We start from the raw sequence: 13,195 nt of genomic DNA, 5'->3' as shown, positions 1-13,195 counted from the left end.
GAGAAGCCTGATTTTCAGGCTTGCCACCCTTGCATATCATAGAAGAATCTTATTTACAGACTTTTTCTCACAGTCTCATTCCAATCAACGACAATGACGAAATCGAGGATTGCTTCCTTGATTTTCCGGTCGGAACTGACCGGTTCGAAATCTGGCTCTGGTTTGATGAACTTTACCCGGAAGGGGTTGCAAAACTCACCGGAACTATTTAATAGCGTATTTTAAGCCACCGTGTCTGCGGTGGCTTTTTTCTTACTCAGAAATTTCTTCTTCTGATATATTTTGTGCTTCGGTACTGCCCTCTTTTGTGCCCTCAGTTGGTTCTGCTGGACAATCCAGTGTTTCTGTCTGGTCTGCGTAGACTGCGAGAATCTGGATTATTTCTTTTATACCGAAATATTTCTGGATACGCATTTCTTGTACTTCTGCCCATGGACGTGAGCCAAAATAGGCTGGATGGAAACGGTAGACACCGTTTTCCACACAGGTCAAAAGATTACATTCCACAAATTTGTTCAGTCCACTCCCAACTGGGCTTGGGGTTTTCAGTCCTGCTTTTTTTGCGATTTCTTTTTTGACATAAGTATTAACTACAATTTCCATGCATCCAGCGTCGGAGTTGTAATAAGATCTGGAAAGTATGCCGGATAGAACCGGGACGAATTTTTCTGGTACATTTTTCTCCTGAAGGATTGCGGCCAGATAACCGGTTGTGGCTTTTTCAGTTAACATAATGGTCTCCTTTCTTAATATAATGCACTGCTGCTTTGGATTTTTTTCAGCGACAGTTCTTCGATGTTTTTCATAATCTCATCAAAATCGTTATACTTTGCGTAAATATAGGTTGTACAGCCATCTTTCTCAATAAGCTGGATATTTTCAGATGATTTCATTGCGGTAAGGTCTGCAGCTTTTTGAATCTGGCAGTCCGATTTGATAACGATTCTCTTTTTATTATCATCATATTCCATGCTGCGGATGTCGCAGTAATAAATGTTGTTTTTTACTGCCTTATATTTTCCCTTGGCTAAAAGATAATAAATCATCAGATGGTCTTCATACAAAAACAGGCATTCCCGCTGCTTTTGAAGCAGTTCTCTCTTTCCTCCTGACAGTAAATAAAAAATTGACAGGACGATCAGTGCTGCCAGGACAAGGAAAACAATGGCATGTATCACGATATTCATAGTACTGCATCCAAATGCTATCCAGAGGTACTGGTTGTAAATATCATACGCGATACCGCCAGATAACACGAGGCACAGCAGGATACCTATTTTGAACTGTGGATATCTTGTCTTAGTTTGCTTGTAGACGGACTGGGCTAGGTCTTTGCTGGATTTATAAGTTTCCGCTTGTTTTCCCAAGTTTTTCACCTCATTTCGTTTAATTTTAATATGTTATTTTCTTTGACTTTCAGCAAAAAAAAATACAGACAGAGTACTCTGCCTGTAGAAAAAAATTATATCCTTTTCAGAGTATTATCCAGAAAAAGTGCTGTCTGACGCAGCTTTCCCAGGTGCTTTTTCAGGGAAATGATGCTGCTGTCCGATATTTTTCGGAAAGAACAGAATACGGTATTTCCAATCCTGCTGGAAAAGGACAAGATACTGACTGCTTTTCCCTCAGAATCCAGGAAACCAACAGGAATCGGTTCCGGACAAATAACGGATGTGAGAAACATCTGGGAAGGAGATTCCTGTCCTGCTGCCATGGAACTCTGCAAATGGGAAAGCACCTGCTTCCAGAATACGATTTCTTTTTGGATATTCTGCAGCTTGTCAGTATCAGAGGTTCGCTTCTTTGTTTCCAGATATTTTGAATACGGAATCCAGGGAGGTTCCTGCACCTGAATATTGCTTATTCCTTCGTATTTTGCGGCAAAATTCAGGATGGGTTTGTATTTGTTGATTAAGTACAGCTCCAGAAAAGTGGTTTCCGTCTGGTTGACAAGAGGAATACAGAAAATGTCAGACTGATCCAGATAAGGCTGGAATTTTTCTTCTTTTGCATGTTCTTCCACTCGCCTTTGCAAGTCGGAATCCACTTTCCCGATATAAATGACCTGGTTGTTCCAGAGGTACTTATATACATAGTGCTCTACAGCAGCCATTTTACCCTCTTGCCACAGCAGGCTGTTTATAATCATGATATCTGGACAGAAGCACCTTATCATTTACATATCCTTTTAATATTACAGCCTTCCTGGAATACTTGATTTTCCGCAGTGCCTTCACTTCCATCTGCCGGATACGCTCCCTGGTAACCCCGTATATTTTGCCTACCTCTTCAAGCGTTTTCGGTACCCCGTCATCTAAACCAAAACGTTCAATAAGTACTCCTCTTTCTTTCGGTGTCAGTCCGGACATTAATTCATCCAATATTTTACGGAGTTCATAATTTTCGATAATTTCATCTGCACTGGTAGCATTCTGGTCCATAACAAATTCCCCTAACTCCGAAGACTCTTCTTCTCCTACTGCTGCGTTTAGGGAAGCTGGAATCATGGAAAGATTCTGTACCTTTTCCACGTATTCTTCCGTCCACTCCAGTATTTTTGCAATATCAGAAGTGGTAGGGTTCCGGTTATTCTCCTGTATAAACATTCTTTTTGCCCACTGGTATTTGAATATCTTTTCGTTCATATGTACCGGAAGTCGGATGTCACGTCCCTGGTCCGCAATATTTCGAGTGATAGCCTGGCGAATCCACCAGGTTGCATAAGTACTGAACTTGTAGCCTTTTGTATAATCAAATTTTTCAACGGCTGTCATGAGGCCGATGTTCCCGCACTGTATTAAGTCTTCCATATCTAATCCATGTCCGGTATATTTTTTTGCAATGGATACAACCAGTCTTAGATTGGCCGTGGTTAATTTTTCCCTGGCACTCTTATCTCCCTGTTCCACGGCCTGTGCCAGTTCTGCTTCTTGTTCCATGTTCAAAAGCGGGATTTGGCCTATTTCATGAAGATACATGCGCAGGGAATCTGTAATTAACGCATCGGAGGCGATTGCTTCCACATCTTCTTTCAGCATCTCTTCTGTTTCTTCTTCCAACTCTTCTACTGTTTCTTCATCCAGAAACAGATTCTGTTCTTCGTCAGTATTTTCATATTTAATTTCTGCAGTATTATTAATCATTTGGATCACTCCATTTCTGTTACTTTATTTCTAATATGTATGATTTCCAGATGTTCAGCAGTTTTTTATAAGAAAATAGGCCTGACTGCTCTGCATGGCTGAAGCCGGCAGCATCCAGCCGGGTAATTTGTGACACGCTCTAGAGTTGCAGAGTTTTGAATAAAGAAGCGAAAATGGAATTCTTCGATTCCTTCTTGGGGGATTTTATGCTGCAGAGTTTCTTCTCACAGCACGGGCATATCATTCTGCCTTCCGGTATAAGTTCATTGCAGTATAAGCACCGGTCTTCTGATGTATAAGAAATATAGTTTTCTGGCATATATTTTTCCTCCTGAATTTATATTTTGTTAACATTTACATATCTGATATGTGCGAATTTCTCCAGAATAGCATGAAATTAGGGACACATTTTTACCATCTCTTTTCTGAAATTACATATTATGTGTGAGCGATTTTAATGAGGAAAGGAGCGAAAACAAAATGGAACCTAAAAATGAAAAAGACGGAAAAAGAGGATTTGTACATCTCCATGTACATACGGAGTATTCCCTCCTGGATGGGATGAGCAAAATTCCGGATCTGGTAAAAAAGGTCAAAGATTCCGGGATGACAGCCTGTGCCATTACAGACCATGGTGTTGGATACGGGCTTGTAGACTTTTATAATGTCTGCAAAGAACAGGGAATTAAACCGATTCTTGGGTGTGAATGTTACGAAGCACCTGGCAGCAGGTTTGATAAATCATCCGGGACAGATGACAGCAGGTATTATCATCTGATCCTTCTGGTAAAAAATGAAACCGGCTATAAAAACTTATGCCGGCTTATCTCCCGTTCAAATACGGAGGGTTTTTACTATAAGCCAAGGATTGATTTTGAATTGCTGCAGAAATACCATGAAGGGCTGATCTGCATGAGTGCCTGCCTCGCTGGACGTGTACCGAAAGCCATTCAGCAGGGGATCCAAACTGGAAATATGGAACAGGCGGAATATGCTGTTTCTAAATATCATGATATGTTCCAGGATGATTACTACCTGGAAATCCAGAACCACGGGATCCGGGAAGAAGGAATTGTCGCAAATGAACTGGTACGGATTTCTAGAAAGATGGGAATTAAACTGGTCTGCACAAATGACTGCCATTATGTGAACCATGAAGACCGGGAAGCACATGAATATCTCTTATGTATCCAGACCAGGAAGAAAATTGATGATCCGGATCATATGAGATACGAAGGTGATTACTCAGTTATGACGGAACAGGAAATGCGCCAGCTCTTCCCTTCCCTTCCGGAAGCGTTTGATAACACTTTGGAAATAGCGGACAAATGTAATTTCGAATTTACTTTCGGTGATTATCGGATGCCAAAGGTGCATATCCCTAAAGAATATGGAACGGATTTTTTCCGATACTTGTCGGATGAAGCCTGGAAAGGCTTGGAGAAACGCTACCCTAAAGGACATCCAGAACGGGAAACAGCGAAAAAAGACCTAGAATATGAGCTTGGGGTTATCAAACAGATGGGATTTGCGGAATATTTCCTTGACACCAGAAAAACGATCGTCTGGGCCAGGGAACATAATGTCCTGGTTGGACCTGGACGCGGATCCGCAGCCGGAAGCCGTATGTGCTACTGCCTCGGAATTACCGATATTGATCCGATCAAGTACAATCTCCTGTTTGAACGATTCTTGAATCCAGAAAGAATATCCATGCCGGATATTGATGTTGATTTCGATTACAGCCACAAGGATGAAGTGGTTGCGTTTGAAGCGGAAGACAATGGAAAGGATCATTTCGCGAAAATTCAGACATTTATGGCAATGAACGCAAAGGGAATTATCCGGGATATTGCCAGCGTAGCTGGTTATCCTCCGGCAGTCGGTGCGGAAATTGCCGGGCTTATTCCAGAAGACCCTAAGATTACATTGGAAAAAGCATGGGAATTAAATCCGGAACTTCAAAAGTTCATTAATTCTGATTCAGGATACCAAAAATTATGGGATATTGCACGGAAACTGGAAGGAACGAAAAAATCACCTTCCACCCATGCGTGCGGGCACATCCCGACTCCGGTACCATGTGAGGAATTGTTTCCGGTAGGCGTGGATTCAGAAACGGGATATCTGGTATGTCAGTACAATATGACAGACGCGGAACATCTTGGAAACCTGAAGAAAGACCTTTTAATGCTCCGTAACCTTACCATTATTGATACGGCACAGAAGGAAATCAAGGAAAAATATGGAATAGAAATCCCGTTATGGGCGGACGAAATTTTAAATGATAAGAAAGCCCTGGAAATGATTGCCGCAGGTGACACAAACGGCGTGTTCCAGCTGGAATCGGATGGGATGAAGGATTTCATGAAAAAACTGAAGCCAACCTGTTTTGATGATATCATAGCTGGTGTTGCTTTATACAGGCCTGGTCCAATGGAATACATTTCAACCTATATTCAGGGAAAACACGATCCCTCTTCTATCCATTACCTTACTCCGAAACTGGAAGAAATTCTGGAGTCTACATACGGGGTAATCGTTTTTCAGGAACAGGTCATGCGCATAGTAAGGAAACTGGCCGGATTTTCCATGGGACGGGCAGATCTGATAAGAAAGGCAATGGGGAAAAAGAAGCAAAAAATTATGGACAAAGAAGCTCCCCGTTTTATTTATGGGGATCCGGAATTAAACATTGCCGGCTGTGTAAATAATGGAATCAAGGAAGAAATTGCAAAGCAGATCTGGGACCAGATGGTAGATTTTGCAAAATATGCCTTTAACCGTTCCCACGCTGCCGCTTATGCTGCTGTTTCCATGCAGACTGCGTATTTGAAAGCGCATTACCCATTGGAATTTGCAGCAGGTCTTCTTACTTCTGTCATGGATAAAACAGATAAGCTTTCCATTTACATCAGTGAGTACCGAAAAAAAGGATACCAGCTTCTGTCACCTGACCTAAATACCTGCAGTACAGAATTTACGGTCGTTGGAAATTCCATCTGCTATGGACTGGCAGCTATAAAAGGGGTTGGCATTACACCTCTTAAAAAAATTATCGGAGAACGGGAAACCAATGGTCCATATAAAGACTTTTACGACTTTATTATCCGGACTCCAGGATGTGATAAAAAAATGCTGGACAGTCTGGCCGGAGCAGGTGCATTGGATTTCACAAATCTTACCAGACGCACCCTGATCGAATCTGGCGAAAAATATCTGGAAAATAAAAGAAGTGAGGATAAAAAACAGATAAGCGGTCAGATGAGCTTATTTGACTTCTTTGATGAGAACTCAGAGAATATGAAAATCCTCACCCAGGAACAGGTTCGGAACCTTCCGGAATACCCGGAAAATGAACTGCTGTCAAAAGAAAAAGAGACTACTGGTATTTACATCAGCAGTTATCCGTTAGACCAGTACAAAGAAATTCTGCTTCAGAACCGTATTACAGAAAACGTCGCATTTTTAGAGAATACAGAGACAGGCAGTTATATGGTATCTGACGGACAGGAAGTCAGGATTGCCGGAATGATCGTATCCTGTAAATCAATCTTCACAAAAAAGGATAATAAGCCGATGGCGTTCCTTGGCGTGGAGGATGCAACAAATACAGTGGATGTGGTAGTGTTTCCGAATCTTTACTGCGATTTAGCTATGATGCTGGAAAAAGACCGTCCTGTAGTTGTAACCGGGCAGGTAAGTATCAAAGATGATAAGCCGAGTGTTCTGGCAGACAATATTTTCTTTCTGGACGAAACGATTGGTGTTGTCTGGATACGTTTTCAGAACAAATCCGATTTTGAAAAACGGAAAATTGCCTTAGAAAGTATTGTGTTGCATCACAGAGGATCTTCAAGAATTAATATTGCATACTGTGATTCGAAAAGGCAGGATGTACTTAGAAGCCATATTTTAGCTGATGAAGAAACTTTAGAAGAACTGAAAAGAATTTATGGAAAAGAGAATGTTGCTGTTACGAAAGCAAAATATCTGATCTGAAAAAAGCTGGGGATTTGTTTCCTCAGCTTTTCCTGTGATAGAGATTGGTCGGTTACTGAAAATGCGGTTACCATTTTTCTTCATACCCACCATACGGATACGTAAAACAGTTACATACAAGCTTTCCATTTTCATCAACGCTGTAGTCATCACCATAGCCACCGCATTCATAATATGCCTCAAAACAGGCTCATCTGCCCGTCCATATCCTTCTTTTTTCGGCTGTTTCCTTCCGGACTTTTCCTTGTTGCTTTCCGTTTTGGTTTTTCAATAGTCTCCTCCAGAAAGGACATTTGCACTGGTTCCTTTACAGGTTTTGTTTCTTCCTGCTGCTTTTCTGGTTTCTTCCTGGAAGCATGTTTCTTAACTGCTTTCGTTTCCGAGGCAGGTTCTAATTCTTTCGGTACGGCTACTTTGTTTTTCCTTTTTGGAATCGCTTCTACAGGAACTTTCTCCGACTCTGGATCCAGTTCGGCAGTATTTTTTTCGTTTGCATCAGCTGCTTCTCCTGCATATGGATTTTTCCAAGATACTTTTACACCGGACGTTGCCCTGCATTTTTCATCAATGATTCCCCGTTTTTTATATTCTTCTACAATTTGAATTGCTTGCATACTGGAAATATGGAATTTCAGCATCAGGGTAGAAAAACGCAGCAAGCCTCTTTCCTGTATCAGATTCATAATTTCATTTTCTGTTACCTGCATCTATTGTCCTCCGTTTCAGAGTTAATTCCGTTTGCAGAATTCTTCTGATTTTCATTTTGGTTTAGAATTACGATTGCCTTCTTTACATCTTTTTTTCCCAAGCCACCATTAGGGTCATACCAACTGGTTTGAACCCATGCATCTTCATATCCATATTCTTTCCAGCCATGATCTTCGTCATCAAGAATAACATAACTGTCTGGATGATGATCGTTAATCCACTTATCTACTTCCGCACCTCGTCCCGTACCATGTACACAGTGTACGAATTCCAAATCATTTAGGGAAATGGAAACATACATACTTTCTCTTGTCTGTGCAGGAATCTTATCAGTAATATCATAGATTTGCAAGCCATGCTCTAACATAAGATGCTCCAAAACTTTATAATAGTCGTCTTTTTCCCCAGTGTCCTTGTTGTACCCGTCTTTCCAGGTTGACGTCAGTACAATAACAGCTTCTGTCTGTTTTACGATTTCGTTGATTAATTCTATTTTTTCCGGATCAATATTTTTAGTTTCCGGATTTCTGTATCCGGAATTGGTTAATACACCATCAACATCCAAAAAGATTGCTTTCATATCCTGTTCCTACCTGTTTTTGTTTATAAGAAGTGTTTTGCACGCAAATGGAAACCCACGTTCCTATATTAACACGATTGTGGGTTTCCTGGATTAATCATTTTCAGTTCTGTTTTTGTTTCTGCATGACATACCATAACGGACCAGTAATGCATACGGAGGAATAACCGCCGCAGAGCACGCCCACCATCAAAGGAAGTGCAAATTCACGGATAGAGCTGACTCCCATGACATATAATACTGCAATCATAATAAACGTTGTAAAAGAAGTATAAATACTTCTGGTCAGTGTCTGTGTGATGCTGGCATTTACGATATCCTTGCAGTCTGCGCCTTTCATCAGCTTCAGGTTTTCCCTGATACGGTCAAAGATAACAATCGTTGCGTTGATAGAGTAACCTACCAGCGTCAGCATGCAGGCAATGAAGGTATTTCCTACGCTGATCCACAGCACTACGTAGCACATCAATACAACCAGTACGTCGTGTACCAATGCGATAACTGCACTGGTTGCAAAACATACATCTTTGAAACGGAACCAGATGTACAGCAGCATACAGATTGTAGCGAGGATAACTGCAACGATTGCATCAGATTTCATCTCTGCACTTACTACAGAGGAAATGCTCTCTTCGGAAATTGTGGAAGCGTCTGCTTTAAATTCGTCAACCAGCTTCTGTTCCAGTTCCTGTCTTTCGTTTACTGATAACTCCCTTGTCTTAATGATGACCTGGTTGCTTCCGGTGACTTTCTGCATTTGAATATTGGCATCACCTGTTACTTCCTGTACAACAGGAGATACTTTTTCATCCAGTTCTTCAATCGAATAATCTTCGTTGAATGTAACCGTTATGGATGTGCCACCCATGAATTCCAGACTGTAGTTCAGAATCTTTCCTTCACTCTTCTCATGCATCAGCATGCCTGCCGGTCCAATAAGAATAATGATAATAGACAGAATAAAGAAGAACTTTCTTTTGCCGACAAAATCAATTGCTTTTCTTTCTTTTGCTGTTCCATAGAATTTCGCGTCTTTTACACCAAGTGTATAAACTGCATTCATAATCAGTCTGGATACTACCAGTGCTGTGAACATAGATAATACGATACCGAGTGCAAGTGTCTGCGCGAATCCCTGTACGCTTCCTGTTCCCTTGTATGCCAGGATAGCTGCTGCAATCAGTGTGGTAATATTGCCATCCAGGATTGCGGATAATGCTTTCTGGAAACCAATTTTGATTGCAGACTGGACGGATTTTCCGGCAACAATTTCTTCCCTGATACGTGCATAAATAATGACATTGGCATCTACCGCCATACCAATGGAAAGGATGATACCTGCAATGCCAGACAGTGTCAGCGTAAGGTCAAAGGCATTTAAGCATACAAGGATCAGTCCTGTATAAATCAGGAGGGAAATACTGGCGACGATACCAGGTGCCAGATATACAATACACATGAAGGTCATAACAAGGATCAGGCCAACGATGCCCGCTTTTACACTGGTGCTGATAGCAGCAGATCCAAGCTGCGCGCCTACTACGTTAGAACGGAGTTCTTCCAGTTCCAGTGAAAGGGAACCAATACGGATGGAAGATGCCAGGTTTTCTGCTTCCTCACGGCTAGACATACCGGTAATCTGTGCGGTTCCGCCTGTAATATGGGAATTTACGGTTGGGGCACTGATCACTTGGTCATCATATATGATATAGATGCGTTTCCCAATATTCTCTTCTGTTGCATCTGCAAACTTCTTTGCTCCCTCATCTGTCAGCAGCAGTTCCACCACATTCTGGGAATTGCCAAGGCTGTCTGCGGATGTTGCTGCCTGTGCTGTCTGCACATCGGTACCTTCCAGAACTGTGGTTCCATCTTCTGCCTGGAAGGACAAAGATCCAGGTTTACCAAGTTCTTCCAGGATTTTGTTCGCATTCGTTACACCAGGAATTTCGATATTAATACGGTCATCGCCTTCCTGATAAACCTGTGCCTCTGTGCTGTATCCGGCAACACGCTGCTGCAGCTTGTAGATCGTATCCTTCATATCTTCGGATGAAGGCGTTCCATCACTAATGGCACGATATGTAATGCTGACACCACCGGACAGATCCAGCCCGGTAATGATATTTCTGGCAGCTCCGGTACCAGTTGGACCAAAGCCGACCAAGGTCGTAAAGCCTAGTAATACCAGGAGCAAGAATGTTCCCAGTAGTACGAGGATAGATTTCTTTTTACTCATTTTTATTCTCTCCTTTACAAATTTATCATTTTTTCATCACAAAACAAACATATATCTCCACTATATTAGATATCAGAAACAAGCAGACAGCTTTTTATCATAGATTTTCTCCTTTCTTTATTATCCGGGGTACTACACCCCGGTTTTATTTTTTCCTTTTGCGAATTTTTTCGCCCTTGCATCGGTCAGCCTATGGAAATTGTATTTCAGACGCCATTCTGATACATCCACCTGCCAGCCGTCATACAATTCCATATACTTTTCGAGCATCCCGGCTTCTTCTTTTTCTCTTTCCCGGATGTATTCCAGCGCAGTATGCAGGTATGGAAGACTGTCAGCATAATCCACTGTCATGTTCCCGCGTTTCCATCCCCCGATTTTACGGTTCTGGATGGCATAAATCAGATATATAGAGTTCAGGTAAGTAAGGTTCAGGTACTCGTTTGGGCGTATTTCCATATTCGCATAAGAAACTTTTCCAAAATAGCTTTCTGATTTCTTTGCTGATACATAGCAGGTTTTCTCGACACCGGCATATTCCGTATGGTCATATACGGTATAATAAGATTTCTGTCTATCAATTAAAATAAGTTCGGCATCCGGACGGATATAGCCATATGTGGCAGCTGTCCGCAGGATTTCTTCCGGATCCATGCCTTTTACCGGTACCCTGCCATAAAGCTTGTGATTTTTCACTTCCAGATGGTGTACTTCTTCCCCTATGTACTCGTCCGTTTTCCTAGTTTCATTGCGGAACTGTGTTATTGTAGAGCTTCCCGTTTTTATGCTTTTGACTGGGACTTCCTCGACTTCCAGCCGGTATTTCTTTAAATGGACATCGTAGGTCTCTTCCAGATCAATCACATTTACCGGCATGACTGCCCGGTTCGGGATGCGTGCATCGTGTGTGCGGTTGCGTTCCCCACGCCCACGGTTGTTGTTCCAGGCATCGTACCTGGTAGTCCTTCCGTTATTCCAGATATTTCCAAGCCCCGTATCATCCCTTGTAATGAGGATGGTGGTAAGGATCATATCCCCTTCCGCAAGGGGCGCATCCGTCCTGGCTACGATATCTGCGAATGTTCCATAGCGGTTGTCCTCCAGCCACCCGTCAGCCATGGAAAGGATAATATACGGATTGGGTTTTAGGATATTCACGTTTTCCGGGAGCTTGAAAAGCCGTCCATTCTGGATCAGCCCCTGCAGGATAGAAAAAACGAAATAACGGGAAGCTTTTTCTTCCTTTGTATCGACTCTACGGAGCGCTTCATCTACGGTTTCCTCCTTTGTTTCCGGTTTAAAAAACGCATTTCCATCCTGGATCTGAATCCGGTCTTCATCTGTCCAGCCAATCCATAGATTCTCCCCGTCACGTACCAGGATTCCGATCTGCTGTCCATGGTATTTTTGGTAAATATCCAGCGTATTGGATACCCATTCATTAGCACCATAGGAAGTCCCGTTTTTGCTGATTTTTACAATAGAAATAGATTTAGGACCGGGTGCAAACAGTTCCCGCAGGTCACTGCGCTGTTTTAAAACTTCTTCGAAGCAAGCTGTGTCATTTCCATCCACACCATAAATGGAGAGCCATTTCCCAAGTTCTTCGTCAAGATAGCGGACTTTTTGAAAAAATACAAGCGGTTCTTTCATGCTGCTGTATTCTCCAGTCAGCAGGGCCACAAAATCTACGGTCTCTCCCATAAAACACCGGATACTGTATAATTCTGTGTCAAGCAGGAACATCTGCTGCTCCAGCTGTGTTTTCTGGCGTTCCACTTCTGCTTTTTTCTCTTCTATAAGCTGCATCTGGGCTGCGTATTTTTCTTCCAGTTCCATCCGGATTCTTTCCAGTTCCGCATTCTTTTCTTCCTGGATTTTTTTTAATGCTTCTTCTTTCTCCCTGATTTCTTCCTGCTTCTGCTGCATTTTTCCTTTCAGGTCGCTTCTACTTAAATCATCCTGTTTCATAAGGGAAAATTCTGATTTTGCAGTGCCTTTCAGCTGGGCAATGGTGTAATGGTCCAGATTCTTATACTCCTGGCAGATTACCACATGTTCCGGTACGCCGACCGTAAGTTCTCCGGACTGGATCAGGGCAGCCCCGTCTTCATGGTAAAGCAGATTCCACTCCAGTCCCATAGTTTCCAGATATTCCTGATGTTCTTTTACTTCTTCCACCAGGTCATCCTGGATCCTGCACAACGGATAAATGGATCCTTCTCCTGTTTTTTTATAATTTTTCCAAATCGTATGTTCGATTTCATTTGGAAGACTGTTCCTTACGGAAACATACCATCCCGGCTGTCTGTTATCAGAGCATTCATTTTCCTTATTTACAAAATCTATATATTTGTCCCATAAAAGATGTGCTTTCCCGATCATGTATATCTCTCCTTTTGTATCTACAACAGTAGAAATTAATAACAGGTATTCAAAGTCCATTTGTCAGTTACCATTTGGAAATTTCGGTGTATATCAGATTTTCTTCCGGTTCTAAGGTACTTCCGTCCGGTGCTGTAC

The 13,195-nt window shown here is 42.1% G+C and carries 9 protein-coding genes; 1 reads left to right on the top strand and 8 read right to left on the bottom strand.

All coding sequences use genetic code 11. The features are described from left to right. Positions 1–252: 252 nt before the first annotated feature. The 4 genes from GPK81_RS11860 to GPK81_RS11845 form a co-directional block, all read right to left on the bottom strand. Positions 253–732, bottom strand: coding sequence for a hypothetical protein (locus GPK81_RS11860; RefSeq protein ID WP_215707120.1), 480 nt, complete (start codon positions 730–732; stop codon positions 253–255). A 14-nt stretch (positions 733–746) separates the two neighbouring features. Beyond that, positions 747–1,187: a hypothetical protein gene (locus GPK81_RS11855; protein ID WP_215707119.1), complete on the bottom strand. Its 441-nt coding sequence runs from the start codon at positions 1,185–1,187 to the stop codon at positions 747–749. A gap of 275 nt (positions 1,188–1,462) precedes the next feature. Further along, entirely contained in the window at positions 1,463–2,113 is a 651-nt protein-coding gene (locus GPK81_RS11850; protein ID WP_215707118.1) for a GIY-YIG nuclease family protein, read from the bottom strand. Position 2,114: 1 nt separating this feature from the next. Then, positions 2,115–3,143 carry a sigma-70 family RNA polymerase sigma factor gene (locus tag GPK81_RS11845; RefSeq protein ID WP_215707117.1) on the bottom strand — a complete coding sequence of 343 codons (1,029 nt, stop codon included), beginning with the start codon at positions 3,141–3,143 and terminating at the stop codon, positions 2,115–2,117. Positions 3,144–3,623: 480 nt separating this feature from the next. On the opposite strand from GPK81_RS11845, the gene GPK81_RS11840 reads away from it, so the two are divergent. Next, positions 3,624–7,145 (top strand): DNA polymerase III subunit alpha, encoded by a 3,522-nt coding sequence (locus GPK81_RS11840; protein ID WP_215707116.1) that lies wholly within the window; start codon positions 3,624–3,626, stop codon positions 7,143–7,145. Positions 7,146–7,324: 179 nt separating this feature from the next. Here the strand turns inward: GPK81_RS11840 and GPK81_RS11835 are convergent, their stop codons facing one another. The 4 genes from GPK81_RS11835 to GPK81_RS11820 all read right to left on the bottom strand — a co-directional run bounded on the left by GPK81_RS11835 (position 7,325) and on the right by GPK81_RS11820 (position 13,057). Further along, the gene (locus tag GPK81_RS11835) at positions 7,325–7,852 is read right to left on the bottom strand and encodes a hypothetical protein (protein ID WP_215707115.1); all 528 of its coding nucleotides are present in this window, start codon (positions 7,850–7,852) and stop codon (positions 7,325–7,327) included. Then, the gene (locus tag GPK81_RS11830) at positions 7,843–8,433 is read right to left on the bottom strand and encodes an HAD domain-containing protein (protein WP_215707114.1); all 591 of its coding nucleotides are present in this window, start codon (positions 8,431–8,433) and stop codon (positions 7,843–7,845) included. The genes GPK81_RS11835 and GPK81_RS11830 overlap by 10 nt, the downstream gene beginning before the upstream one ends. Before the next feature lie 103 nt (positions 8,434–8,536). Continuing rightward, positions 8,537–10,672 carry a protein translocase subunit SecD gene (gene secD / locus GPK81_RS11825; protein WP_215707113.1) on the bottom strand — a complete coding sequence of 712 codons (2,136 nt, stop codon included), beginning with the start codon at positions 10,670–10,672 and terminating at the stop codon, positions 8,537–8,539. A gap of 132 nt (positions 10,673–10,804) precedes the next feature. Beyond that, the gene (locus GPK81_RS11820) at positions 10,805–13,057 is read right to left on the bottom strand and encodes a hypothetical protein (RefSeq protein ID WP_215707112.1); all 2,253 of its coding nucleotides are present in this window, start codon (positions 13,055–13,057) and stop codon (positions 10,805–10,807) included. Positions 13,058–13,195: the final 138 nt, after the last annotated feature.

Origin of the sequence: Blautia sp. MCC283 (genome assembly GCF_018785565.1) — a bacterium.
In the GTDB taxonomy this organism is placed as follows: domain Bacteria; phylum Bacillota; class Clostridia; order Lachnospirales; family Lachnospiraceae; genus Blautia_A.
Note: the sequence above shows the minus strand (reverse complement) of the source record. Positions and strands in the feature narration are given on the sequence as shown.

Bases quoted from the DNA above. Each gene is read 5' to 3' on its own strand.
- GPK81_RS11845 (WP_215707117.1), bottom strand. From the start codon at position 3,143: ATGATTAATAATACTGCAGAAATTAAATATGAAAATACTGACGAAGAA.
- GPK81_RS11820 (WP_215707112.1), bottom strand. From the start codon at position 13,057: ATGATCGGGAAAGCACATCTTTTATGGGACAAATATATAGATTTTGTA.
- GPK81_RS11830 (WP_215707114.1), bottom strand. From the start codon at position 8,433: ATGAAAGCAATCTTTTTGGATGTTGATGGTGTATTAACCAATTCCGGA.
- GPK81_RS11850 (WP_215707118.1), bottom strand. From the start codon at position 2,113: ATGGCTGCTGTAGAGCACTATGTATATAAGTACCTCTGGAACAACCAG.
- secD (WP_215707113.1), bottom strand. From the start codon at position 10,672: ATGAGTAAAAAGAAATCTATCCTCGTACTACTGGGAACATTCTTGCTC.
- GPK81_RS11860 (WP_215707120.1), bottom strand. From the start codon at position 732: ATGTTAACTGAAAAAGCCACAACCGGTTATCTGGCCGCAATCCTTCAG.
- GPK81_RS11855 (WP_215707119.1), bottom strand. From the start codon at position 1,187: ATGAATATCGTGATACATGCCATTGTTTTCCTTGTCCTGGCAGCACTG.
- GPK81_RS11840 (WP_215707116.1), top strand. From the start codon at position 3,624: ATGGAACCTAAAAATGAAAAAGACGGAAAAAGAGGATTTGTACATCTC.
- GPK81_RS11835 (WP_215707115.1), bottom strand. From the start codon at position 7,852: ATGCAGGTAACAGAAAATGAAATTATGAATCTGATACAGGAAAGAGGC.